The 23,369-nt window shown below is 68.7% G+C and carries 21 protein-coding genes and 1 other RNA gene; 16 read left to right on the top strand and 6 right to left on the bottom strand.

Annotated elements, in window-relative coordinates:
* The first annotated feature begins 169 nt into the window (after nucleotides 1-169).
* Nucleotides 170-964 carry an SIMPL domain-containing protein gene (locus tag JX001_RS06485; RefSeq protein ID WP_205682795.1) on the top strand — a complete coding sequence of 265 codons (795 nt, stop codon included), beginning with the start codon at nucleotides 170-172 and terminating at the stop codon, nucleotides 962-964.
* A 74-nt stretch (nucleotides 965-1,038) separates the two neighbouring features.
* Here JX001_RS06485 and panD read toward each other — a convergent pair whose 3' ends face one another.
* Entirely contained in the window at nucleotides 1,039-1,395 is a 357-nt protein-coding gene (panD, locus tag JX001_RS06490; protein ID WP_017504542.1) for an aspartate 1-decarboxylase, read from the bottom strand.
* Between the two features lie 227 nt (nucleotides 1,396-1,622).
* On the opposite strand from panD, the gene sppA reads away from it, so the two are divergent.
* The 3 genes from sppA to JX001_RS06505 all read left to right on the top strand — a co-directional run bounded on the left by sppA (nucleotide 1,623) and on the right by JX001_RS06505 (nucleotide 4,605).
* Nucleotides 1,623-3,401 (top strand): signal peptide peptidase SppA, encoded by a 1,779-nt coding sequence (sppA, locus tag JX001_RS06495; RefSeq protein ID WP_205682796.1) that lies wholly within the window; start codon nucleotides 1,623-1,625, stop codon nucleotides 3,399-3,401.
* Between the two features lie 105 nt (nucleotides 3,402-3,506).
* On the top strand, nucleotides 3,507-3,830 hold the full coding sequence (locus JX001_RS06500; RefSeq protein WP_205682797.1) for a hypothetical protein: 324 nt from the start codon (nucleotides 3,507-3,509) through the stop codon (nucleotides 3,828-3,830).
* Nucleotides 3,831-3,843: 13 nt separating this feature from the next.
* Nucleotides 3,844-4,605 carry an N-acetylmuramoyl-L-alanine amidase gene (locus tag JX001_RS06505; RefSeq protein WP_205682798.1) on the top strand — a complete coding sequence of 254 codons (762 nt, stop codon included), beginning with the start codon at nucleotides 3,844-3,846 and terminating at the stop codon, nucleotides 4,603-4,605.
* On the opposite strand, the gene JX001_RS16375 is transcribed toward JX001_RS06505, so the two are convergent.
* Both JX001_RS16375 and JX001_RS06515 read right to left on the bottom strand, forming a co-directional pair.
* Nucleotides 4,602-4,898: a type II toxin-antitoxin system RelE/ParE family toxin gene (locus JX001_RS16375; protein ID WP_205682799.1), complete on the bottom strand. Its 297-nt coding sequence runs from the start codon at nucleotides 4,896-4,898 to the stop codon at nucleotides 4,602-4,604. The two genes, JX001_RS06505 and JX001_RS16375, sit on opposite strands and share 4 nt — an antisense overlap.
* The gene (locus JX001_RS06515) at nucleotides 4,899-5,096 is read right to left on the bottom strand and encodes a hypothetical protein (protein ID WP_205682800.1); all 198 of its coding nucleotides are present in this window, start codon (nucleotides 5,094-5,096) and stop codon (nucleotides 4,899-4,901) included.
* Between the two features lie 78 nt (nucleotides 5,097-5,174).
* Between JX001_RS06515 and rnpB the strand changes: the two genes are divergently transcribed.
* From rnpB to JX001_RS06575, 12 genes are all read left to right on the top strand, one after another.
* Nucleotides 5,175-5,563, top strand: an RNA gene (rnpB, locus tag JX001_RS06520) — RNase P RNA component class A.
* 484 nt (nucleotides 5,564-6,047) lie between these two features.
* Nucleotides 6,048-6,524, top strand: a complete 477-nt coding sequence (locus JX001_RS16510) for a division/cell wall cluster transcriptional repressor MraZ (protein ID WP_017504538.1) — start codon at nucleotides 6,048-6,050, stop codon at nucleotides 6,522-6,524.
* Nucleotides 6,521-7,489, top strand: a complete 969-nt coding sequence (gene rsmH, locus JX001_RS06530) for a 16S rRNA (cytosine(1402)-N(4))-methyltransferase RsmH (protein WP_205682801.1) — start codon at nucleotides 6,521-6,523, stop codon at nucleotides 7,487-7,489. Before JX001_RS16510 ends, rsmH begins: the two co-directional genes overlap by 4 nt.
* Nucleotides 7,486-7,935 (top strand): cell division protein FtsL, encoded by a 450-nt coding sequence (ftsL, locus tag JX001_RS06535; protein WP_205682802.1) that lies wholly within the window; start codon nucleotides 7,486-7,488, stop codon nucleotides 7,933-7,935. Before rsmH ends, ftsL begins: the two co-directional genes overlap by 4 nt.
* Complete coding sequence (locus tag JX001_RS06540; RefSeq protein ID WP_205682803.1) at nucleotides 7,932-9,716, top strand: peptidoglycan D,D-transpeptidase FtsI family protein; 1,785 nt, start codon at nucleotides 7,932-7,934, stop codon at nucleotides 9,714-9,716. The genes ftsL and JX001_RS06540 overlap by 4 nt, the downstream gene beginning before the upstream one ends.
* Nucleotides 9,713-11,173, top strand: coding sequence for a UDP-N-acetylmuramoyl-L-alanyl-D-glutamate--2,6-diaminopimelate ligase (locus tag JX001_RS06545; protein ID WP_205682804.1), 1,461 nt, complete (start codon nucleotides 9,713-9,715; stop codon nucleotides 11,171-11,173). The genes JX001_RS06540 and JX001_RS06545 overlap by 4 nt, the downstream gene beginning before the upstream one ends.
* A complete protein-coding gene (locus tag JX001_RS06550; protein WP_205682805.1) occupies nucleotides 11,166-12,584 on the top strand; it encodes a UDP-N-acetylmuramoyl-tripeptide--D-alanyl-D-alanine ligase in 1,419 nt (472 codons plus the stop codon). The genes JX001_RS06545 and JX001_RS06550 overlap by 8 nt, the downstream gene beginning before the upstream one ends.
* A gap of 9 nt (nucleotides 12,585-12,593) precedes the next feature.
* Entirely contained in the window at nucleotides 12,594-13,703 is a 1,110-nt protein-coding gene (gene mraY, locus JX001_RS06555) for a phospho-N-acetylmuramoyl-pentapeptide-transferase (protein WP_017504532.1), read from the top strand.
* Between the two features lie 4 nt (nucleotides 13,704-13,707).
* Complete coding sequence (gene murD, locus JX001_RS06560; RefSeq protein ID WP_205682806.1) at nucleotides 13,708-15,216, top strand: UDP-N-acetylmuramoyl-L-alanine--D-glutamate ligase; 1,509 nt, start codon at nucleotides 13,708-13,710, stop codon at nucleotides 15,214-15,216.
* A complete protein-coding gene (locus JX001_RS06565) occupies nucleotides 15,213-16,388 on the top strand; it encodes a peptidoglycan glycosyltransferase FtsW (RefSeq protein ID WP_055805836.1) in 1,176 nt (391 codons plus the stop codon). Before murD ends, JX001_RS06565 begins: the two co-directional genes overlap by 4 nt.
* Nucleotides 16,389-16,670: 282 nt before the next feature.
* The gene (gene murG, locus JX001_RS06570; RefSeq protein WP_205682807.1) at nucleotides 16,671-17,768 is read left to right on the top strand and encodes an undecaprenyldiphospho-muramoylpentapeptide beta-N-acetylglucosaminyltransferase; all 1,098 of its coding nucleotides are present in this window, start codon (nucleotides 16,671-16,673) and stop codon (nucleotides 17,766-17,768) included.
* Between the two features lie 15 nt (nucleotides 17,769-17,783).
* Nucleotides 17,784-18,929, top strand: a complete 1,146-nt coding sequence (locus JX001_RS06575; RefSeq protein WP_205682808.1) for a mechanosensitive ion channel family protein — start codon at nucleotides 17,784-17,786, stop codon at nucleotides 18,927-18,929.
* Here the strand turns inward: JX001_RS06575 and JX001_RS06580 are convergent.
* From JX001_RS06580 to JX001_RS06590, 3 genes are read right to left on the bottom strand one after another with little or no spacing between them, the layout of a single operon-like run.
* Nucleotides 18,898-19,311 (bottom strand): surface-adhesin E family protein, encoded by a 414-nt coding sequence (locus JX001_RS06580; protein WP_205682809.1) that lies wholly within the window; start codon nucleotides 19,309-19,311, stop codon nucleotides 18,898-18,900. The genes JX001_RS06575 and JX001_RS06580 overlap by 32 nt on opposite strands.
* Nucleotides 19,308-22,745 (bottom strand): chromosome segregation protein SMC, encoded by a 3,438-nt coding sequence (gene smc / locus JX001_RS06585; protein ID WP_205682810.1) that lies wholly within the window; start codon nucleotides 22,743-22,745, stop codon nucleotides 19,308-19,310. Before smc ends, JX001_RS06580 begins: the two co-directional genes overlap by 4 nt.
* A 12-nt stretch (nucleotides 22,746-22,757) precedes the next feature.
* Nucleotides 22,758-23,369: a thioredoxin domain-containing protein gene (locus JX001_RS06590; RefSeq protein ID WP_205682811.1), complete on the bottom strand. Its 612-nt coding sequence runs from the start codon at nucleotides 23,367-23,369 to the stop codon at nucleotides 22,758-22,760.

Below are 23,369 nucleotides of genomic sequence, written 5' to 3' on the forward strand. Positions count from 1 at the left end.
GGCGCGACTTGCCAAGCGGGAGCGGGCAAGAAGGCCATCTTTCGGCGATTTCACGAAGATGAACGGAAACTGCCACGGCGCACGGGCGTTGGTTCAGGCGAGAACGGCCAAGGTCGTTGCAACGGATCGGCGAACGCGCCGGTCCCGGATCGCTTACGGAGAAGACTGCATGACCCGCACCCTGGCCGCCGCCCCCCTGAAGACCGTTTCGTTGAAGACCGTCGCTTTCGGCGGCGCCGTCGTCGCCGCCGCCTTCCTGGCCGCCGCCACGCCGCGCGCCATGGCCCAAACCGCCGAACCCTCGATGGGAGCCATGCACATGATGCAGCCCGCGCCGTCGCTGAATCTGTCGGCCTATGGCGAGGTCAAGGCCGCGCCGGACATGGCCACCATCACCTTCGGCGTCCAGACCGAGGCCGTCACGGCTCAGCAAGCCATGCGCGACAACGCTGCGCAAATGACGCGCGTCGTCGCCGCTCTGCGCCGCGCTGGCATCGCCGAACGCGACATCCAGACCTCGGGTTTGAACCTGTCGGCGCAATACGACTACGTCCAGAACGAGCCGCCCAAGCTGCGCGGCTATCAGGCGGTCAACCGCGTGACGGTGGTCATCAATGACCTGAGCAAAGTCGGCACGACGGCCGACGCCGTGGTCGCCGCCGGCGTCAACCAGATCGACGGCATCAGCTTCGGCCTGAAGGATCCGACCGCCGCCGAAAATCAGGCGCGCCAGCTGGCCGTGCGCAACCTGCAGGCCAAGGCCCAGCTGTACGCCCAGTCGCTGAACGTCCAACTGTCGGGCATCCGCAACCTGACCGAGGGTGGCGGCTATACGCCCCAGCCGCCGATGCCGATGTTCGCCGCCCGCGCTGTGTCGATGGATCGGGCCGAGAGCACCCCGGTTTCCGCCGGCGAACTGACGGTGCGGATCGACATCACGGGCGTCTACGACATCGCCCGCTGATCGCATCGACCGGATGAAGAAAAGGCCCGCCGTCGCCGGCGGGCCTTTTTGCATTTCTAGAGCCGAGAGACGCCTCAGCCGGCGTTCTTGATCGCGTTGGCGTCGTCCAGCAGGACCACGTTCGGGTTCCACTGGCGGGCTTCTTCCTGGGGCAGTTGCCCATAGGTGACAACGATCACCTTGTCGTTCTTCTGCACCAGACGGGCGGCGGCGCCGTTGACGCCGATGACCTTGGAGCCGCGCGGCGCCTCAATCGCATAGGTGGTGAAGCGCGCGCCATTGGTGATGTTCAGCACATCGACCTGCTCGTGCGGATAGATGCCGGCGGCGTCCAGCAGGTCCATGTCGATGGCGATCGATCCCTCGTAATCGAGATCGGCCTGGGTCACCGTGGCGCGGTGCAGCTTGGACTTCATCAGGGTGACCAGCATCGTGCGGTCTCCAGCAAGAAAAACGCGGGGCGCAGGCCCTCGCTCACAGGCGGCTCATATAGGGATTTCCAGCCCCCGCATCAATCCGCACGCTGCGCCGCAGCAATCGGGTGCGGCTGCGAACGTCATGTCAGCAGACGGATTGCACGCGCGTCATTTGACGACGGCCCGCGTCCCCCTATGCTGGCGACGCCATTTCCGGCCTGCGAGCGCGCGTTTTCCCTCCGATGAAGCAATTCTTCCTGACGGTCCTTGGTGTCTTCACCGGGCTGATCCTGTTCGTGGTCGTCATTCCCGTGGTGCTGTTGACGGTCGCCGTCGCCTCGTCGTCCAAGCCGACGACGCCGGCGACCACCGTGCTGGAGCTGGACTTGCGCGGCGGCGTCAGCGACCAGCCGTCGTCCAATCCGTTCGCGGCCTTCGGCAGTTCGGGCCTGGCCCTGACGGACGTGGTCGATGGCCTGCATCAGGCCCAGGGCGACAGCAGCGTCAAGGCTCTGCTGATCCGCCTGCCGGAAAGCGGCATGACGCCCGCCACCGCCGACGAACTGCGCCAGGCGATTCATCGCTTCCGCAACGCAGGCAAGCCGGTCATCGCCCACAGCCAGGGCTTCGCCCCGTCGGGCGCGGTGATGTCCACCTATATGGTCGGGGCCTCGGCGTCGGAGCTGTGGATGCAGAACACCGCCGGCTTCCAGGCCACGGGCTTCTCGGCCGACAGCCTGTTCCTGGGCCGCGCCTTCCAGAAATACGGCGTCAAGCCCGAGTTCGAACAGCGCTACGAGTACAAGAACGCCGTCAACGAATACACCCAGAGCGATTACACCGGCCCACACCGCGAGGCGATGACGGCCTGGATGACGTCGATCTACGACACCGCCCTGGCCAACGCGGCCAAGGACCGCAAGACGACGGCCCCGGCGCTGAAGACGGTGATCGAGGCCGGCCCCTATTCGGCCGAGCAGGCGCTCAGCAACCGGCTGATCGACAAGGTGGGCCAGGTCGAAGAGGCCGAGATCGCCATCAAGACCCGCGCCGGCAAAGGCGCCAAGATCGTCGAGTTCGGCAAATACGCCAGCCAGAAGGGCGAACGCACGGGTTCGGGCAAGAACGCCATCGCCATCGTCGGCGGGGAGGGGGCCATCGTCACCGGGCGCGGCGGCGGCGCCAGCTTCGGCGGCGGCTCGTCCATCCATTCCGACGACACGGCCGAGGCTATCTATGACGCGATCGAGGACAAGAGCGTCAAGGCGATCGTCTTCCGCGTCTCATCGCCGGGCGGTTCGCCTGAAGCGTCCGAGCAGATCCTGGCCGCCGTGCGCGCGGCGCGGGCGGCGGGCAAGCCGGTGGTGGTGTCCATGGGCGCCTATGCGGCCTCGGGCGGTTACTGGATCAGTTCCGAGGCCGACTGGATCGTGGCCCAGCCGACGACCCTGACCGGCTCGATCGGCGTGTTCGGCGGCAAGTTCGTGCTGGCCGATGCGCTGGGCCGGTTCGGCGTCGACATGCGTGAGCTGACGGTGGGCGGGGAATACGCCGACGCCTTCTCGCCGACGCAGGCGTTCACGCCCCAGCAGCGCGCGGCCTTTGCCGGTTCGATGGACCGGATCTACGACGACTTCATCACCCGTGTGGCGACGGGCCGCAAACTGTCGCCGGACCGGGTGCGCGAAATCGCCAAGGGGCGCGTCTGGACCGGCGCCCAGGCCCTGCCGTTGGGCCTCGTCGACCAGCTGGGCGGAGTGACCGAGGCGGTGAACAAGGCCCGCCAACTGGCCAAGATCCCCGACAACGAGCCCGTCCGCTTCAAGCATTTCCCCAAGCAGCAGTCGCCGTTCGAGGCCCTGTCGGAAATGTTCGGCGTCCAGACCGAGGCCGCCAAGGCCCTGGTCATGCTGGGCGGCGTCATGGCCGATCCCCAGGCCCAGGCCGTGATGCGCCGGATCGACGGCGACCGCATGCGCAGCCAGGGCGCGGTGGTTCTGGCCGATCAGCCGATCTTTTGACGGGGCGCGGCGCACGCGACCGTGCGTCGCGGTCCATTGACCGCAGGCCCCGATGGACCGACATTGCGTATCAGGCGTTCCGCGGATCGCCTGAAAGGATGATCCATGTTCCAGTCTGAACGTCTCGCCGCCATCGGCCATGCCGCCCGCCGCCGTCCCAACGGCCTGGTGGCGTCCGTCATGTGGGTCGCCGGCATGATCGCCGCCGTCTGCGCCATGGCGGTCGGCGCCGTCCTCGCCGTCTTCACCGCTGCGGCCGTGGCGGTGATCGCCCTGTTCGCCGGCGTTCTGGTCTTTCTGGTCGGCCTGGTCATGCGCACCCGCCGCAATATCGCGCCGCGTCGTCGCAACAACGATCCCGACCTGATCGAGGCCCACAAGGTGGACGGCGCCTGGGTCGCCTATGGCTGGGAGCGCAACGGCCGCTGAGCCGACGCCGCCCATGACGTCCTACATCGACGCGCCTTCGCCCAACTTCGACGCGCGCCGTGCGCCGCCGGACATGCTGGTGTTGCACTACACCGGCATGCAGACCGGCGAGGCCGCTCTGGCCCGCCTGCGCGACCCCGAGGCCAAGGTTTCGGCCCACTATCTGGTCGAGGAAGACGGCCGCGTCTTTCGGCTGGTGCCCGAGGAGCGCCGCGCCTGGCACGCCGGTCGCGGCGTCTGGCAGGGCGAGGACGACTGCAACGCCGCCTCCATCGGCATCGAGATCGTCAATCCTGGCCATGAGTTCGGCTATCGCGCCTTCCCCGAAGCCCAGATTGCGGCCGTCATCGCCCTGATCTCCGATATTCGCAGCCGCTGGACCATCGCCGACAACCGCATCATCGCCCATTCCGACCTGGCGCCGGATCGCAAGGAAGATCCGGGCGAACTCTTCCCCTGGAAACGTCTGGCAGAGGCTGGGCACGGCCTGTGGTTCGAACCGGCGGCCGAACGGGTGCAGGCCTTGGGCGGCCTCCTGCAGAAAAGCGATCAGGGCATCGGCCCGATGGTGCTCAGCGCCGGCCTGCATCGGCTGGGCTACGGCCTGAAGGCCAGCGGCGACTACGACGCCGCCGTCGAAACCGCCGTTCGCGCCTTCCAGCGTCATTGGCGCCCGGCCCACGTCGACGGCGTCGCCGACGGCGAAACCCGCGCCCGCCTGGTCGGCCTGCTCCAACTGGCCAGCGCCGAGAGTGTCACGGGCGTGCTCAACTAGGGTTCGGATCGGTCTTGGAAGGGCCCGAAGACGCGGATGATCGAAATGGTGCGGTTCCCGTCGTCGATCCGATACAAGATGCGATGGCCCTCGACGGGGCGTTCTCGAACGCCTGCGACATCGCCCTCGGGCCATCTGAACGGTGTGAACTGCAGTTCGACAATTGCGCGCGTGATGCGGGCGGATCGCAAGCGCGCCCTCAGGCCGCTCCCAGGCTGATATAGCCAGCGCCGCACCGCCAGCAGATCGACGCGCGCCCGAGCGGTGAAGCCGACCTGATAAGGCCCACTCATTTAGCTGAGGGTGGGGTTTTCGAGATCTTCGCCCGCCGCCCAGTGATCCAGCCATTCCAGAGCTTCATCGCCGAAAATGACGCGTCCGGCGGCAATGTCAGCGTCTGCTTCTGCGATGCGTGTACGCTCCCAAGTCAGGCGGCGTTCACGCTGCTCGACGCTTTCTTGATCAGCAATGTTGGAGGCGGGTTCGGCCATGGGTGGATCATATCCCATTTCCCCTGCCTCTGCATCCGTTGGTTGACCTCGGCGCCGCTAACGCGCATCTAGCGCGCGCCAGACGGCTGGGCGGTCGCGGCGGACTTCGCGTCCGTCGAGGAAAGTCCGGGCTCCACGGTGAAAAGGCGGCGGATAACTTCCGCCCGGGGTGACCCGAGGGATAGCGCCACAGAAAGCAAACCTCCGGCCTTGCGAGGCCGGTAAGGGTGAAAGGGTGGGGTAAGAGCCCACCGCGGACCTGGCAACAGGGACGGCATGGCAAGCCCCGCCTGGAGCAAGACCAAATAGGGACATCGCGCGGGCTCGCTCGCGGGGCTCACCGCCTCAGATGTCCGGGTAGGTCGCGAGAACCGATCAGCAATGGTCGGTCCAGAGGAATGATCGTCGCCGATCCGGGCCTCGGCCTCGGATCGGAACAAAACCCGGCTTACAGGCCGTCTGGCATTTTTCTCGGCCTACCGCGCTTCGCGCTGCTTGAGGCCGGCTTTTTCTTTGGGCCTATCGGCCTTTGGCCTACTTGAGGCCGGCTTTTTCTTTGGGCCTATCGGCCTTTGGCCTACTTGAGGCCCGTGGGGTTGGGCGTTGGCGCCCTCCCTAAGCGCGTCGCCGAATCCGAGTTCGGATTATCCCCGCATTTCAGCGTTCTGGTGGCGCTCCCATGCGTTGGCGGGCGTTAACCTATTGTCTGGCAATGGAAGGTTAGAACGCCGCACAGCCTGTGAATACTTTGTTTGTTCCGTGTATGTTCCAGCTGTTAAAGCGTGCTTAAGTCGCCACACGTCAAAACATGGTTAAATCTTGGCTTCGATCCCATTGAGGCCCATTTCATCCCATGCTATCCCAGCATCATGATTTGGGGCTGAGAGGCGGGCGCGGCGGGCGTTCGTCAGGGCATCTAGGGACGGGCCGAAGGGCTCGATTGGACAGGGCGTGTTTCTCTCGACCTATGAGAAGCAGCTGGACGGCAAGCGCCGTCTCCTCATCCCCAACGATTTCCGCACGACCGAAAACGGCGCCGCTGGCGGCGTGTTCATCTTCCCTTCGATCGAGGCCGACTGTCTGGAAGCGGGCGGCGACCGCCTGTTCGCCGTCTATGCCGAAATGATCGAAGCCCTGCCGTTCGGCTCCGAGGAGCGTTCGGCGCTGGAGTGGCAGGTGATGGGCGAGCAGGTGCGTCTGGCCTACGATTCCGGCGGTCGGATCACCTTGCCTGAGGCGCTGTGCGCCGAGGCGGGTTTGGGCGACACCGTCGTCATCGTCGGCCTGAACGACCGCTTCCAGATCTGGTCGCGAGAAAAATGGGCGGCCCGCCGCGCCGAACAGCGCGCCTTGGCCAAGGCCGGCATGGCCCAGATCGGCGCCCTGAAACTGGCGGCCCAGATGAAGCTGGCTGGAGGCGGATCGTGACTGACGCTCCCCACGCCCCCGTCCTGCTGGCCGAGGTGATCGAGGCCCTGGCGCCCGCGCCCGGCGACGTCGTGATCGACGCCACCTTCGGCGCCGGCGGCTACACTCGCGCCATCCTGAAAACGGGCGCCCAGGTCGTCGCCCTGGATCGCGACCCGACGGTCCAGCTGCACGCCGACGCCGTCGCCAGCGACTTCCCTGGCCAGTTCCAGCTGATCCGCACCCCCTTCTCGGGTCTGGCTCAGGCGTTCGCCGACAGCGGCAAGGCGAAGCTGGACGGCGCCGTCTTCGACATTGGCGTCTCGTCGATGCAGCTGGATCAGGCCGAGCGCGGCTTCTCCTTCATGCGCGACGGTCCGCTGGACATGCGCATGTCCGATGAAGGCGCGACCGCCGCCGACATCGTCAATACCTGGGACCACGGTCCCCTGGCCCACATTTTCAAACTGTATGGCGAAGAGCGCCAGTCGGGCCGCGTCGCCACCGCCATCCTGCGTCGCCGCGTCGAACAGTCGTTCACCCGCACCCTGGATCTGGCCGAGGTGGTCGAAAAGGCCCTGGGCGGCCGTCGCGGCGCGCCCATCCATCCGGCGACGCGGGTGTTCCAGGCCCTGCGCATCGCGGTCAACGACGAACTGGGCGAGCTGGAGCGCGGTCTGGAGGCGGCCGAGGCGACGCTCGCCCCCGGTGGACGCCTCGCCGTCGTCACCTTCCATTCGCTGGAAGACCGCATCGTCAAGGCCTTCCTGACCGAGCGCACGGGCAACAGCCCCGCAGGTTCGCGTCATGCGCCGATGGCCGTCGATCCGCGCAAGCCCAGCTTCACGCTTCAGTTCAAGGGCGCGCGCGAGGCGGGCGACGAAGAGCGTTCCACCAACCCCCGCGCCCGCTCGGCCAAGCTGCGCGCCGCCGTCCGCACCGACGCCCCCGCCTGGGGCAAGATGGCGGGGAGGGCTGCGGCATGACCACGGCGCCCTTCTTCACCTATTCCCGCACCGCCCTTCAGCGCCTGTTCGACTGGAAGGTGCGGGGCGTGCGCTGGGTCGAGATCATCGGCGTGGCCCTGGTCGCGATCATGATCGTGTCGGTCTATGCCGCCAAGGCCGCCGCAGCGCGTGAGAGCAGCCGCATCGCCCAGATCGAACAGGACATCCGTGAGAACGGACAGCGCGTCCGCCTGCTGCGCGCCGAGGTCGCCCGGCTGGAGCAGCCCGCCCGTCTGGAAAGCCTGTCTCGCCAGATCGGCATGGCGCCCGTCGCGGTCGCCCGTCAGGCCAAGGAAGGTCAGCTGACCGCCCTTAAACCCGTCCCCGCTCAACCCGCCGCATCTGCTCCCGCAGCCGCGCCGGCGCCCACCGCCGTCGCCGATGACGCACCCGTCCCAACGCCTTCGCCGGAGCCGGCGCAATGAGCGTTCAGGATCATCGCTATCACCGCCCCGCGCCGGGCGCCGATTTCCAGGAACGGCTGCAAGGCCGCCTGTCGCCCTTCTGGCGCTGGCTGACGGAACTGGTCTGGCGGCTGGAGCACGGCTTCGAGCGCGCCCGCGCCGACGCTCGCCCGGAAGAGGACACGCGCGTCCGCATCTTCCTGATCCTGATCGTCTTTTCCTGCGTCTTCGGCGGCCTGGCCATCGGCGCATCGTATAAGGCCCTGTTCGCCCCGGCCAACGGCCTGGGACGCGGCGTCAATCCGAACGCCCTGGTGCGCGGCGACCTGACGGACCGCAATGGCGAGCTTCTGGCCACCAACATCGTCCACTACGGCCTCTACATCGACCCGGCCGAGATCTGGGATCGCGATCTGGCCTATCGCCAGATCCGCCGCGCCCTGCCGCGCATCTCGGCTGAGCGTCTGAAAAGGGTGCTGGGCGGCGACCGTCGTCTGATCGCCCTGACTGGCCTGACGCCTCAGGAAAAGGCCGCCGTCCACGACCTGGCGCTGGGCGGCGTCACCTTCGAGCCCGAGGACCGTCGCGCCTATCCGCTGGGAACCTCGGCCGTCCACCTGATCGGCGACGCCGACACGGGCGGGCAGGGCGTCTCGGGCGCCGAGCTGGCCTTCAACGACGAGATCCGCGCGGCGGGTCAGCGCGGCGAGGCCTTCCCCCTGTCCATCGACCTGCGCGTGCAGGGCGTGCTGGAAAACGAACTCGCCGCCGCCGCGATCAAGAACCAAGCCAAGGGCGCCGTCGGCATCGTCACCGACGTCCAGACCGGCGAGGTGCTGGGCATGGCGTCCTGGCCGACCTTCAACTCGGCCGATCGCGGCGCGGCGCCCGACGGCGCCACCCTGAACCGCGCCGTCTCGGGCCACTACGAAATGGGCTCGGTGTTCAAGACCTTCACCGTCGCCGCCGGCCTCGACACCGGTCGGGCCGACATGAACACCCTGTTCGACGCCTCCCAGGCCTTCCAGATCGGCGATCGCAAGATCAAGGACTTTCACGCCCAGAACCGGGTGATGACCCTGGAAGAGGTCTATCTGCACTCCTCCAACATCGGCACGTCGCAACTGGCGGTGCAGATGGGCCCCAACACCATGCGCGACTATTTCCGCCGCCTGGGCCTGCTGGACGCCGCAAAGATTGAGCTGAAGGAATCGGCCAAGCCCGTCGTGCCGCGTCGCTGGGACAACTCGACCCTGGCGTCGCTGTCCTTCGGCTACGGCATCATGATCACCCCGGCCCAGATGGTTCAGGCCATGGGCGCCCTGACCAACGGCGGTCGGATGATCCCGCTGTCGCTGCGCAAGGGCGGCGCCCGCAACGTCCAGCCGCAACAGGTCGTCACCGAAGAGACCTCGCGCGCCATTCTCGACCTGCTGCGTCGCAACGTCGTCAAGGGTTCGGGCGGCTTCGCCGATGCGCCGGGCCTGCGAGTCGGCGGCAAGACGGGCTCGGCCAACAAACTGGTCGGGGGTCGCTACGACCCCAGCCACGCCCTGGGCTCCTTCGCGGCGGTCTTCCCCGTCGACGGCCCGCTGAACGGCAAGCGCTACGCCATCCTGATCGTGATGGACGAGCCGGGGACCTATCCCAAGACCGGCGCCTATGTCGCTGCGCCCGCCGTGCACAATATCGCCGACCGCATCGCCGGCTTCCTGGGCGTCGAACGCCGCGACGACCGCTGGCGCACGGCCTCGGGCGAGAAGATCCCGCAGTATCAGGACGTGGCGGGGGACGGGCTTTGAGCGCGCTTCACCTGTCCGACCTGCTGCGCCGCGACGTGTCCTCGGACCCCGTCATCACCGGCGTCACCGCCGACAGCCGCAAGGTCTCGCCCGGCGCCCTGTTCGTCGCCCTGCCGGGCACGGCCGCCGACGGCCGCGCCTTCATCCCCCAGGCGCTGGCGCAAGGGGCCGCTGCGGTTCTGGCGCCGACCGACACGCCGGATGGTGCGGCGCCCGTTCTGGTCACCTCGGGCGACGTGCGCCGGGCCTACGCCATCGCCGCGCGCGGCTTCTACGGCGCCCAACCCGAGACCTGCGTCGCCGTCACCGGCACCAACGGCAAGACTTCGGTCGCCACCTTCTGCCGCCAGATCTGGGCCGGGATCGGCCACAAGTCCGCCAGCATGGGCACGCTAGGCGTCATCGGCCAGAAGGGCGTCAAGACCTACGCCCTGACCGGCCCCGGCCTGACCAGCCCCGACGCCGCCGAGGCCGCGCGCCTGATGGCCGAACTGGCCGCCAAGGACGTGACCCACGTCGCGCTGGAGGCCTCGTCCCACGGCATCGATCAGCGCCGCCTGGATGGAGTCGCCTTGAAGGCCGCCGCCTTCACCAACCTGACCCAGGACCACCTCGATTATCACGGCACCATGGCGGACTACCGCGCCGCCAAGATGCGCCTGTTCGAAACCCTGCTGCCGCGCGGCCGCACCGCCGTGCTGAACGCCGATTCCGACGCCTATTCGGTCTTCGCCTCGGCCTCGATCATGGCGGGCCTGGGCGTCATGGGCGTGGGCGAGCGCGGTCGCGACCTGACCCTGATCGGCCGTCGCGCGACGCCTGAGGGCCAGCGTCTGACCATCGACGTGCGCGGCGACATCCGCGAAATCCTGCTGCCGCTGGCCGGCGCGTTTCAGGCGTCCAACGCCCTGGTAGCGGCCGGTCTGTGCATCGCCGCCGGCGATCCTGCCGACGCCGTCATCGGCGCGCTGGAAGGCCTGACCGGCGCGCAAGGCCGCCTCCAACGCATCGACGGCGGCATAGAAGGCCGGGGCGAGGTCTATGTCGACTACGCCCACACGCCCGACGGGCTTGAGACGGTGCTGAACGCGCTGCGTCCGCACGCGACCGGCCGACTGATCGTCGTCTTCGGCGCCGGCGGCGATCGCGATCGTGGCAAGCGTCCCCTGATGGGCGAGATCGCCGGGCGTCTGGCCGACATCGCCATCGTCACCGACGACAATCCGCGTTCCGAAGACGCCGCCGCCATCCGCGCCCAGGTCCGCGCCGGCTGCCCGGACGGGATCGAGATCGGCGACCGCCGCGCCGCCATCGAGGCCGCCGTCGAAATGATGCGTGACGGGGATGTGGTGGTCATCGCCGGAAAAGGGCATGAACAGGGTCAGATCGTCGCGGGCGTGACCCACCCCTTCGACGACGCCACTGTCGCGTCCGAGGCCCTGTCTCTCTATGCCTGAACACTCCGCCCGCCCGCTCTGGTCGGCCGCCGAAGTCGCCGCCGCCACGGGGGGCGTGCTGCAGGGCGACGATCGCCCGATCACGGGCCTGACCTACAACAGCCGCGAGATCGTCCCCGGCGATCTGTTTCTGGCGCTCAAGGGCGAACGCGACGGGCATCAGTTCGCCAGCGGCGCCTTCGCATCGGGCGCTGCGGCCGCCCTAGTCGAACACCCGGTTGAAGGCGGCCCGTGCGTCGTCGTGCCCGACACCTTGCGCGGCCTCGAAGCCCTGGGCGTCGCCGCCCGCGAGCGCGCGCCCCATGTGAAGCGCGGCGCCGTCACCGGCAGCGTCGGCAAGACCAGCGTCACCCAGGCGATCAAGGCGGGCCTCGACCTCGCCGGTCCCGCCCACGGCTCGATCAAGAGCTACAACAACCACATTGGCGTGCCCCTGACGCTGGCCCGGATGCCGGTCGAGACCCAGCGCGCCGTGTTCGAGATCGGCATGAATGCGCCGGGCGAGATCGCGCCGCTGTCGCGCTTCGTCGCCCCCCACGCCGCCTGCGTCACCACGGTCGGTCCGGTCCATATCGAGGCCTTCGCAGACGGCGAGGCCGGGGTCGCGCGTGAAAAGGCGACCATCTTCCAGGGTCTGGTCCCGGGCGGTGCGGCGGTGGCGAACGGCGACGTCGCCTTCTCGGCTATCCTGTGCGATGCGGCCAAGGCGGTCGGCGCGCGTTTGCTGACGTTCGGATCCGACGCCGGCCATGACGCTCGCCTGCTGGACTTCCGGCCGGACGCAGAGGGCGCGGCGGTGGCCGCCGAACTGTTCGGGCGACGCATCGACTATCGCCTGGCCCAGTCCGGCGCCCATTGGGGCCTGAATAGCCTGTGCGTCCTCTTGATGCTCGACGCCCTGGACGTGTCGCTGGAGACGGGCCTGGAGGCCCTCGCGGGGGTCCAGCCTCTGGCCGGACGCGGCCAGACCCGCACGGTCACGACGCCGGACGGCGCCTTCACCCTGATTGACGAGAGCTACAACGCCAATCCCCTGTCCATGGCCGCCGGGTTCAAGACTTTGGGCGCGCGCTCGACCTCGGGCCGCCGCGTGGTGGTGCTGACCGACATGCTGGAACTGGGCGAGCAGAGCCGCGACCTGCATGAAGGTCTCGCCGGCCCCATCGACGCCGCCGGCCTCGACCTCGTCCACGCCGCCGGGCTCGAGATGCGCTGGCTGTACGACGCGCTGCCGGTCTCGCGACGCGGCGTCTGGCGCGCGACGGCGGCGGAACTGGCGGCCGAGGCGGCCCTGCTGGTCGCGCCCGGCGACATCGTCATGGTCAAGGGCTCGAACGGCTCCAAGGCCTCGCTGGTGGCAAAGGCGCTGGCCGATCTTCAAGGCCGCGACACGCCGCCCGCGACGCGATAGAGGACCAAAATGTTCTATCTGCTCTATCTCTACTACGCCGACGTGGCGCACCAGTATCCGCTGCTGAACCTGGTTCAGTACCAGACGGTGCGCGTGGCCCTCGCCATGGCCACCGCCATGATCGTCGCCGTCGCCATGGGCAGCCGCTTCATCAACTGGATCCGCGCCAAACAGGGCCGGGGCCAGCCGATCCGCGACGACGGCCCGGTGTCCCACCTGTCCAAGGTCGGCACCCCTACCATGGGCGGTCTGATGATCCTGGCCGGCATCGGCGTGGCGGTGCTGCTCTGGGGCGACCTGACCAACCCCTACATCTGGATCGTCAGCTTCGTGACGGCGGCATTCGGCGTGCTGGGCTTCATCGACGACTACGCCAAGGTGACCAAACAGACTTCGGCCGGCCTGACCTCGAAACAGAAGCTCCTGGCCCAGACCGTCGTCGCCGTCGTCGCCGGCGTCCTGACCGTGCTGTGGATGACCGTCTCGCCGACCTCGCCGGGGCTCGAGACGTCGATCGCCTTCCCCTTCTTTAAGGCCGTGCTGCTGAACATCGGCTGGTTCTATGTGGCGTTCGCGGCGTTCACCATCGTCGGCTTCTCCAATGCGGTGAACCTGACCGACGGTCTGGACGGGCTGGCGACCGTGCCGGTGATGATGGCGGCGGGCGCGTTCGGCGTGATCAGCTACCTCGCCGGCAACTTCGTCTTCGCCCAGTATCTTCAGGTCCACCACGTGCCTGGCGCGGGCGAACTGGCCATCTTCTGCGCGGCCATGATCGGCGGCGGCGCGGGCTTTCTCTGGTACAATGCCCCGCCGGCCAAGATCTTCATGGGCGACACCGGTTCGCTGGCTCTGGGCGGCGCGCTGGGCGCCATCGCCGTCACCACCAAGCACGAACTGGTCCTGGGCATCGTCGGCGGCCTGTTCGTCATGGAGGCCGCCTCGGTCATGATCCAGGTCGGCTATTACAAGCTGACGAAGAAGCGCATCTTCCTGATGGCGCCGGTCCACCACCATTTCGAGAAGATGGGCTGGCCGGAATCCACCGTCGTCATCCGCTTCTGGATCATCGCCGGCGCCCTGGCCCTGCTGGGCCTGTCGACGCTGAAGCTGCGCTGATCCGATGATCCCCGTTCCCGGCTTTGAAGGCAGGCGGGTCGCGGTCTTCGGCCTGGGACGGTCGGGGATCACGGCCGCACGCGCCCTTCAGGCCGGGGGCGCGATACCGGTCCTGTGGGACGACGGCGAGGCCGGCCGGGCGCAGGCGAAAGGCGAGGGTTTCACGGTCGAGGACCTGGCTGCCGCCGACTGGTCCGACTTCGCCGCCCTGGTTCTGTCGCCCGGCGCGCCGCTGACCCATCCCAGGCCGCACTGGACCGTGGACCTGGCCCGCGCGGCCGGCGTGCCCGTCCTCGGCGACATCGAACTGTTCGCCCGCGCCCTGGCCTCGTATTCGTCGTCATCCTCCGGCTTGACCGGGGGACCGCGCGTCGTCGCCATCACCGGCACGAACGGCAAGTCCACCACCACCGCCCTGATCGGCTGGGTGCTGAGGTCGTCGGGCCTGACGGTCCACGTCGGCGGCAATATCGGCGTCGGCGTCCTGGCCTTGCCCGAACCGACGCCGGGCGCCGTCTATGTGATCGAGGTCTCCAGCTACCAGCTGGACCTGACCACGACCTTCGCCCCCGATGTCGCCATCCTGACCAACATCAGCCCGGACCACCTGGACCGCCACGGCGGCATGGACGGCTATGTCGCGGCCAAGGCGCGTATCTTCGCCAATCAGGGACGGGATAATTTGGCTCTGGTGGGTGTGGACGACAGCTGGGGGCAGGGGATCGCATCTGAACGCTCCCAACGCGTCATCGCTATTTCCTCCTCCGCTCATCCCCGCGAAGGCGGGGACCCAGGGCTTTCGTCAGGAGACGATGCCGAGGATCAACGTCTTGCCCCATCCCTACCTGTGGAGCGCCCACAGAACTGGGTCCCCGCCTTTGCGGGGATGAGCGGCATCAAGGCTGTCCCCGGCGCGATCTGGAGCGAAGGTCGCAAACTCGTAAACCTCACCGCCGCCCGCTCGCTTCCCGGCCGTCACAACGCCCAGAACGCCGCCTTCGCCTATGCGACCGCCCGCGCGCTCGGTCTGGATCACGACGCCGCCGTCGCCGGCCTGCTGTCCTTCCCCGGCCTGGCGCACCGCATGGAGGCGGTCGGCCGCCTCGGCTCCGTGCGCTTCATCAACGATTCCAAGGCCACCAACGCCGACGCCGCCCGTCAGGCCCTGGCCTCCTATCCGTCCGTCTTCTGGATCGCCGGCGGCGTGCCCAAGGCCGGGGGCATCGCGGACCTCGCCGACCTCTTCCCCCGCATCGCCAAAGCCTATCTGATCGGCGACGCGGCAGCGGCCTTCGCCGAAACACTTGCTGATACGCCCCACGTCATCGCCCGCACCCTCGACGCCGCCGTGGCCGCCGCCGCCGTCGATGCAGCCTCCGCCGGCGGCGACCAGATCGTCCTTCTGTCCCCCGCCTGCGCCAGCTTCGATCAGTTCAAGGACTTCGAGGCGCGCGGCGAGGCCTTCCGCGCCGCCGTTCTGGCTCTCGGCACCGTCCCGGAAACCGCGTCATGAGCGCTCCCTACACCCCCGCCTTTTCCCGCAACGACCAAAGCCATGTGGCCCAGTGGTTCTGGACCGTGGATCGCGGCCTGCTGGGCGCGGCGCTCGCGCTGATGGCCCTGGGCGTGGCGCTCAGCTTCGCCTCCAGCCCCGCCGCCATCCTGGCCGATGAATCGATCACCGACCCCTTCCACTATTCCTGGCGGATGATGGTCTTCTCGGGCGTGGGGCTCAGCATCATGCTGACGACCTCGCTGATGTCGCCGCGCGGCGTGCGGCGGATCGCGGTCCTGGCCCTGTTCGGCGCCATCGTCGTGATGATGGCCCTGCCGTTCATCGGCGATACGGTGAAGGGGGCCGCCCGCTGGGTGAACTTCGGCCCCTTCAGCCTGCAACCGTCCGAGTTCGCCAAGCCCGGCCTGATCGTCTTCGCCGCCTGGATGTTCGCCGAGGCGCAAAAAGGGCAGGGGGTGCCCGGCGTCACCATCGCCTTCGGCTTCTATGCCCTGACCGTCTCGCTGCTGCTGATCCAGCCCGACATCGGCCAGACGCTTCTGATCACCACCACCTTCATGGCCGTCTTCTTCATGGCGGGCGTGCCGTTCAAATGGATGGCGGTTCTGGCCAGCCTGGGCATGGCGGGGCTGGTGTCGCTGTATTTCGTCTTCGGCCACATGCGCGACCGTCTCAGCCGCTTCTTCTCGCCCGAAACCACCGACACCCATCAGATCGATAGCGCGTCCGAGGCCATTCGCGCCGGCGGCCTGCTGGGACGCGGCATTGGCGAAGGCGTGATGAAGCGCCGCGTGCCCGACCTCCACACCGACTTCATCTATTCGGTCGGCGCCGAGGAGTTCGGCCTGATCCTCAGCCTGATCATGATCAGCCTCTACGCCTTCATCGTCATTCGCGGCATGCGCCGGGCGATGAAGCTGACCGATCCGTTCGAGCAGACGGCGGCGGCGGGCCTATTCATGCTGATCGGGCTTCAGGCCTGCATCAACGTCGCGGTGAACCTGAACCTGATCCCGACCAAGGGCATGACCCTGCCCTTCATCAGCTACGGCGGCTCCTCCATGCTGGCCATGGGCCTGACCATGGGCTTTGCGCTCGCCCTGACGCGACGCAGACCCGGCGCCTACGAACCCGGCGCCAGCCTGACCATGGGCCGGCGGTTGCTGTAGTTCTCTTTCGTCGTCCCGCGATCTCGCTACGCCCGTCGGAGGACGAAAGAGCGATTAGCCAGCCTTCTTTGACGAAAACATCCGTATGATTTCCTTCGCTTACCGCTCGCGATCGACCGTCTCCTGCCCACGCTGCAAAACCGTGCGATCCTGTCGCCGCCCCATTCCTCGCCGCACCGTTCCTGGCCGACATTAGACAGATTAGACGAATTAGACGGTGTTTTTGCCTGCCCACCGTCTGAACTTCAGACTATTCAGCCCCTCTTTTTCGGAGCCTCGCCCATGACCAAGCTCTGCGTCGTCGCCGCCGGCGGCACCGGCGGCCATATGTTCCCGGCCGAGGCCCTGGCGCGCGAGATGGCGGCGCGCGGCTGGCGCGTGGTCCTGGCGACCGATCATCGGGGCGAACAATACGCCCACGCCTTTCCCGCCGAGGAGCGGCTGGCGCTGGACGCCGCCACCGGCTCCGGCCCTCTGGGCCTGATCAAGGCGGGCGTCGCCATCTTCAAGGGCGTGGTCCAGGCGCGAACGGCCTTCGACCGGCTGGGCGCGGACGTCGTCGTCGGCTTCGGCGGCTATCCGTCCGCCCCGGCCCTGGTCGCCGCCGTCACGTCCCAGCGACCGACGGTGATTCATGAGCAGAACGCGGTCCTGGGCCGCACCAACCGCATCCTGGCCCCCTATGTCGGTCAGGTCGCCTCGTCCTTCCCGACGCTGGAACGCGCGCCGGCCAAGGTCCAGGGCCGATCCCATGTCGTCGGCTCGCCGGTGCGGTCCGAGATCCGCGCCCTGTTCGACCGCCCCTATGTCGCTCCCGCCGCCGACGGCCCCATCCATCTGCTGGTCACCGGCGGCAGCCAGGGCGCCCGCATCCTGTCCGAGACCACGCCCCGCGCCCTGGCCGCCCTGCCGGAAGCCCTGCGTCGCCGCCTGAAGGTGCAGCAGCAGTCCCGCCCCGAGACGCTGGAGGCCGCGCGCCAGATCTATCTGGAGGCCGGGATTGAGGCTGAGGTCGCCCCCTTCTTCCGCGACATGGCTGACCGGCTGTCCAAGGCGCACCTGGTCGTCGGCCGCTCCGGCGCCTCGACCTGCGCCGAACTGGCGGTCGCGGCCCTGCCGTCCGTCCTGATCCCGCTGAAGATCGCCACCGACGACCACCAGCGCCTGAACGCCAAGGCCCTGACCGATGCGGGCGCGGCCGAGGTCATTCTGGAAGACGACCTGACCGTCGATCGCCTGGCTTCGACCCTGACCGGCGTCCTGTCCGATCCGGCGCGCCTGTCGGCCATGTCCGCCGCCGCCCGCAGCGTCGCCATCCCCGACGCCGCCCAGCGCCTGGCCGACCTCGTCGAGGCGACGGCTCAACCGCAAAGGCCCTGACGCGTTAGGAAGCTCATGCCTCCCGAAATCATCGCCGTCACCCGCCAGATCCGCGCCCTGTGGCACCGGTTCGACTGGCTGCCCGAATGGACGGTCATCGGCCTGGTCCTGCTGGTCTTCGTCGGCGGCGGCTGGCTGACGCACAAGATCGTCTTCGCCATCCTGCGTCGCGTCGTTCGGAACAAGGATCTCTTCTGGCGCGGCGTGGTCGAACGCGCCCGGGTCAAGCTGCGCGTCCTGATCATCATCATCGGCATCGGCATCGGCGTGACCGTCTCGCCGATGGATCCCGGCCCTTCCGAGGATATCCGCAGCGCCCTGCTGTTCCTGTTCATCCTGACCCTCGGCTGGATGGCGTCGGGCGTGCTCGACATGTGGTCGGTCATGCACCTCAAGCGGTACAATATCGCCGTCGAGGACAATCTGCTGGCCAGGAAGCACCTGACCCAGACCCGCATCCTGCAGCGGGTGGCCAAGGTCGTGCTGTTCATCGTCACCGTGGGCCTTGCCCTGATGACCATCGCCGGTTTCCGCCAGTGGGGCGTCAGCCTGCTGGCCTCGGCCGGCGTGGTCGGCATCATCGCCGGTCTGGCGCTCCAGCCGATCCTGACGAACATGGTCGCCGGCATCCAAATCGCCCTGACCCAGCCCATCCGCCTGGACGACGCCGTCATCGTCGAGAACGAGTGGGGCAATGTCGAGGAGATCACCTCGACCTATGTGGTGGTCAAGCTGTGGGACTGGCGCCGGATGGTGCTGCCCCTGTCCTATTTCATCACCAAGCCGTTCCAGAACTGGACGCGCGAGAACGCCCGTCTGATCGGCGTCGCCTTCTTTTACGTGGACTACGAAGCGCCCATCGACCGGCTGCGCACCGCCTTCGAGGGCATCGTCAAGGCGTCCAAACACTGGGACGGCGACGTGCAGGTGATGCAGGTCACCGACATCACCGAACGCGTGCTTCAGGTGCGCTGCCTGGCCAGCGCCCGCTCGGCCCCGGTCGCCTTCGACCTACGCTGCGAGATCCGCGAGAAGCTGATGGCCTTCATGCGCGACGAATGCCGCGAGGCCCTGCCGCGCGACCGTATCGAATGGCCGCAAGGGTCGGACAAGCCCGCCGAGGGGGCTGTCAGTCCGCCAGCGCCCTTTGTCCCTGGCTGATGGCCTGCTTCAGCGTCAGCGCCTGGGCCGGCCGTTCGGCCCCGCAGGCGATGGCCAGCAGCTCGGCTGCATCCCCGCCCGGCGCGGCGTCGTAGGCGGGGGTGGCGTCCGGCGTCGCCGGCCCTTCCGTCCCGTCCGCCTTCAAGGAGGAGAAGTCCAACCGATCCGCCGTGCTCGCCCGACAGTCGAACGCCCACCGCGACCAGCCCCCGACATAGGTCACGTCTCCGACCTTGAACCCGGCCTCGGTCACCTGCAGTTCCCGCATCCGCGCCACGTCACCCTCGCGCTCGATCGAGGCGGCGTCGGCATAGATGGCGAACCGCCCTACGCCGGTCGGGACAAGTTGAGGATCGGCGAACGCGAGCAGCAGGGCGATCATGCGATCAGGGTCTCCGCCTGTTTCAGGTCCACGCTGACCAGCTGGCTCATGCCGCGTTCGGGCATGGTGACGCCGTACAGCCGGTCCATCCGGCTCATGGTCACGGGGTTGTGGGTGATGACGATGAAGCGGGTGTCTGTGCGGCTGCGCATCTCGTGCAGCATCCGGCAGAAGCGGTCCACGTTGGCGTCGTCCAGCGGTGCGTCCACCTCGTCCAGCACGCAGACCGGCGCGGGGTTGGCCAGGAAGACGCCGAAGATCAGGGCCGCCGCCGTCAGCGCCTGCTCGCCCCCGCTCATCAGGCTCATGACCGACAACCGCTTGCCGGGCGGGCAGGCGTAGATCTCAAGCCCCGCCTCCAGCGGATCGTCGCTCTCGACCAGCTTCAGCTCCGCCTGCCCCCCGCCGAATAGGGCCTCGAACAGGGTCTTGAAGTTGGTGTTGATCACGTCGAAGGCCGCCACCAGCCGCTCACGGCCCTCGGCGTTCAGCTCGTCGATGCCGTCGCGCAGCTTGGCGATCGCCTGGGTCAGGTCGATGCGCTCCGACTTCATGCTGTTCAGCCGCTCGCCGTATTCAACCGCCTCGTCCTCGGCGCGCAGGTTGACGGCTCCCAGGGCCTCGCGTTCGCGCTCCAGCCCGTAGAGCAGGCTCTCGGCCCCGGCAGCGTCGGGCGGGCGGGCGATGGCGTCGTCGGTCAGCTTCTGACCCAGCTCCTGCGGCGACATCTGCGCAGTCTCGCGCAGGGTGGTCTCGGCCTCGGTCAGCTTCTCGGCGGCGGCCTCGGCGCGGGCGGACAGGCCGGCGCGCGCCTCGCGGGCCTGCGACGCGGCGGTTTCGGCGGCGCGCGACGCGCGGTCGGCCTCGGTCGCCTCGGTCTCGGCGATGGCCATGGCGTCCGACGCCTGCTGTTTCCTCTGTTCGGCGGCGACCAGGGTGTCCAGCAGCTTGCCGCGCTGTTCAGCGAAGCCCTGGGGCGCGACCTCGGCCTGTTTCAGCAGGGCTGAGGTCCGGTCGGCGTCCTTGGCCAGGGCGGCGACGCGGCCGGCGCTGTCCCTGGACCGCGTGACCCAGCCTTCGCGAGCGCGGGTCAGGCTGCCCAGCCGCTGCTCGCGGCCCTGACGATCGCGGGCCTCGGCGTCACGGTCCGACCGGGCGGTCTGGGCTGCGGTGCGGGCGGCGTCGGCCGTGGCGCGGGCGTCGGTCAGCTCATCGCGCAAGCCGGCGATCGTCTCGGACGGGGCGTCGGTGGTCTGGGCGGCGTCCAAGGCGGCTTGCGCCTCGGCTGCGTCGGCCGCCAGCCGGCTCACGGTGTCGTCCAACGCCTGGGCGCGGGCCTCGCGGCGGGTCTGGTCGCGGGCCAGGGTCTCGACGCGGTCGCGGGCGGCGGTCACGGCCTTTTCGGCGGCGAAGGGCTTCAAGCGTGCGGCCTTGACCTTCTCTTCGGCGGCGCGGAAGGCTTCCGTCGCCGACTTCTGGGCGGCCTGGGCCTGATCCAGGGCGGGCTTGCCCTTGTCGATCTCGGCCTCAAGCTCGGCCAGGCGCGTGCGCTGGGCCAGCCGCACGGCGGCCGGGCGCGGCGCCTCGGCGCGGCTGACGAACCCGTCCCAGCGATAGAGGTCGCCCTCGACCGTCACCAGGCGCGCGCCGGGCGGCAGGGCCTGAGCCAGCCGGGCCGCCTCGGCCTTCGGCGCCACACCGCACAGAGCGAGGCGAGCGGTCAGCTGTTCCGGGGCCTGGACATGGTCGGACAGGGGCGCGATCCCGGCGGGCCAGGACGGGGAGGGCGCCTCCGCCCCGCCCCAATAGGCGGCGGCTTTGGCGTCCAGCGCCGCATCCAGATCGTCGCCCAGGGCGGCGGCCAAGGCGGCCTCGAACCCCTTGTCGGCCCGCACCTTGTCCAGCGCAGGGGGATGGTCGCGCTTGCCGGTGACCAGCAGTTGGGCCAGGCCGCGCGCCTCGGTCTGAAGCCGGCCCAACCGGTCCTCAGCGGCGCGGGCGGCGGTGCGGGCCTCTTGTTCGGCGCGGGCCAGGTCGCCGCGTGTGGCCTCAGCCGCCTCGACGGCGTCGCGCGCCGCGGCAAGGTCGGCCTGCGCCGCTTCCAGCGCTTGGCGGGCGGCTTCCAGCTCTAGCGTTTCCAGCGGCCCTAGAGCCTCGCGTTCGCGTCGGGCTTGATTGTGCTGGGCGGTGATGCGGGCCAGTCGGGCCTCGGCGTCGCGCTTGCGGGCCGTCTCGGCGTTGGCGCGGGCCTCGACGGCGGCCAGCATCCCCGCCAGCCGTTCGACCTCGCCGTCGGCAGCCTTGCGGGCGTCCTCAGCGGCCGCCAGGGCCTTGTCCAGTTCGGGGCCGCGTTCGGGGGCGGCGGCGATCTCGGCCTTCAGCCGGCTCAGTTCGTTCTCCAGCCGGTCCAGTTCGCGCTGGGCGTCGGCGGCCATGCCGTCTTCGCGCGCGGCGTCGGCTGCGATGCGTGCGGCCTCGGCCTTGAGGCGATCCACTTCCGCGCGGGCCGCCTGTTCGGCCATGTCCAGCCGATCGCGCTCCAGACTGGCGCGGTGCAGCAGGGCGGAGGCGACGGCGTCCTCTTCCCGCGCGGGCTTCAGAGCGTCCTGAGCGGACAGGGCGGCCGTCTGGGCGGCGGCGGCGGCGGTCGTGGTGTCGGCCACCGCCCGGTCGGCCTCGCGCAGTTCGGCGGCGGCGGCCTCTGCGGCCAGGCGCGCGTCGTTCCAACGCACATAGAGCAGGGCGGCCTGGAGGGCGCGGATCTCTGCTGAGATCTTCTTGTATTTCTCGGCTTGGCGGGCTTCACGCTTCAACCGGGTCAGCGCCGTCTCCAGCTCGCGGCCGATGTCGTCCAGCCGGTCCAGATTGGTCTCGGCGGCCTTGAGGCGCAGCTCGGCCTCGTGCCGACGGGTATGCAGACCGGCGACGCCGCCCGCCTCTTCCAGGATGCGACGGCGGTTCTGCGGCTTGGCGGCGATCAGTTCCGAGATCTGGCCCTGACGCACCAGTGCCGGCGAGTTGGCGCCGGTCGAGGCGTCGGCGAACAACAGCTGCACATCGCGTGCGCGCACCTCCTTGCCGTTGATGCGGTAGGTCGAGCCCTGGCCCCGGTCGATCCTGCGCGACACCTCCAGCACGGGGCTGTCTGTGAAGGGTTGGGGCGCGCGGCGTTGCGCGTTGTCGATGGTCAGGCTGACTTCGGCGTGGCTGCGCGGGGGACGGCCGGCCGCTCCGGCGAAGATGACGTCGTCCATGCCCTGGCCGCGCATGGCCTTGGCCGAGTTGGCGCCCATGACCCAGCGCAGACTTTCAAGGACATTGGACTTGCCGCAGCCGTTCGGGCCGACGACGCCGGTCAGGCCGGATTCGATATGCACCTCCGCCGGATCGACGAACGACTTGAAGCCGACGAGCCGGAGGCGCTGGAACTGCATCGTCCCGACGGACTACCGAAGCAGCGGATCGATGGCGGCCGACAGAGCCTCCAGCGAATGATCCATGACCATCGTCCCATTGACGAAGAAGGTGGGCGTTCCCGTGACGCCGGCCTTGTCGGCGCCTTCGATCTGCTGATCCAGGGCGGTGCGGCCCGCCGGGGTTTCCATGCAGGCTTGAATCTGGTCGCGGGTTTTTCCGCTGGCGGCGATGCCGGCCGCGAACCAGGGCTGGGGTCCGGTGACGCGCAGGCCTGCCTGATCACGCATGAAGACGGCCGCCACGTCGAAGTAGCGCTCGGGCGCCGCGCACATCGCCACGACCGCGGCGGCGGCGGCCAGATTGGCGGGCGGGGTCGGCAGGTTGCGGTGAACCAGCCGGACCTTGCCTGTGTCGATATATTTGGCCTTGAAGGCCGGCAGCACGGTGTTGTGGAAGTCCGCACAGTGCGAGCAGGTGAAGGACGCGTATTCGATCACCGTCACCGGCGCATTCGCCCGACCCAGGATATGATCCTGGGCCGTGACGGGCGGGGGCGCATCGGCGGCGAGCGCCGGCGTCGCCAAACCGCTGGTCAGGGCGGCGAGGGCGAAACCGGCGGCGATGAAGGCGCGTCGCATCAT

The organism is Brevundimonas fontaquae, from assembly GCF_017086445.1.
Classification (GTDB): Bacteria; Pseudomonadota; Alphaproteobacteria; order Caulobacterales; family Caulobacteraceae; genus Brevundimonas; species Brevundimonas fontaquae.

Bases quoted from the DNA above. Each gene is read 5' to 3' on its own strand.
- JX001_RS06505 (WP_205682798.1), top strand. From the start codon at position 3,844: ATGACGTCCTACATCGACGCGCCTTCGCCCAACTTCGACGCGCGCCGT.
- sppA (WP_205682796.1), top strand. From the start codon at position 1,623: ATGAAGCAATTCTTCCTGACGGTCCTTGGTGTCTTCACCGGGCTGATC.
- murD (WP_205682806.1), top strand. From the start codon at position 13,708: ATGATCCCCGTTCCCGGCTTTGAAGGCAGGCGGGTCGCGGTCTTCGGC.
- JX001_RS16375 (WP_205682799.1), bottom strand. From the start codon at position 4,898: ATGAGTGGGCCTTATCAGGTCGGCTTCACCGCTCGGGCGCGCGTCGAT.
- JX001_RS06550 (WP_205682805.1), top strand. From the start codon at position 11,166: ATGCCTGAACACTCCGCCCGCCCGCTCTGGTCGGCCGCCGAAGTCGCC.
- JX001_RS06500 (WP_205682797.1), top strand. From the start codon at position 3,507: ATGTTCCAGTCTGAACGTCTCGCCGCCATCGGCCATGCCGCCCGCCGC.
- panD (WP_017504542.1), bottom strand. From the start codon at position 1,395: ATGCTGGTCACCCTGATGAAGTCCAAGCTGCACCGCGCCACGGTGACC.
- JX001_RS06580 (WP_205682809.1), bottom strand. From the start codon at position 19,311: ATGATCGCCCTGCTGCTCGCGTTCGCCGATCCTCAACTTGTCCCGACC.
- mraY (WP_017504532.1), top strand. From the start codon at position 12,594: ATGTTCTATCTGCTCTATCTCTACTACGCCGACGTGGCGCACCAGTAT.
- JX001_RS06575 (WP_205682808.1), top strand. From the start codon at position 17,784: ATGCCTCCCGAAATCATCGCCGTCACCCGCCAGATCCGCGCCCTGTGG.
- JX001_RS06565 (WP_055805836.1), top strand. From the start codon at position 15,213: ATGAGCGCTCCCTACACCCCCGCCTTTTCCCGCAACGACCAAAGCCAT.
- JX001_RS06485 (WP_205682795.1), top strand. From the start codon at position 170: ATGACCCGCACCCTGGCCGCCGCCCCCCTGAAGACCGTTTCGTTGAAG.
- JX001_RS06590 (WP_205682811.1), bottom strand. From the start codon at position 23,369: ATGATGCGACGCGCCTTCATCGCCGCCGGTTTCGCCCTCGCCGCCCTG.
- murG (WP_205682807.1), top strand. From the start codon at position 16,671: ATGACCAAGCTCTGCGTCGTCGCCGCCGGCGGCACCGGCGGCCATATG.
- ftsL (WP_205682802.1), top strand. From the start codon at position 7,486: ATGACCACGGCGCCCTTCTTCACCTATTCCCGCACCGCCCTTCAGCGC.
- JX001_RS06540 (WP_205682803.1), top strand. From the start codon at position 7,932: ATGAGCGTTCAGGATCATCGCTATCACCGCCCCGCGCCGGGCGCCGAT.
- smc (WP_205682810.1), bottom strand. From the start codon at position 22,745: ATGCAGTTCCAGCGCCTCCGGCTCGTCGGCTTCAAGTCGTTCGTCGAT.
- JX001_RS06515 (WP_205682800.1), bottom strand. From the start codon at position 5,096: ATGGCCGAACCCGCCTCCAACATTGCTGATCAAGAAAGCGTCGAGCAG.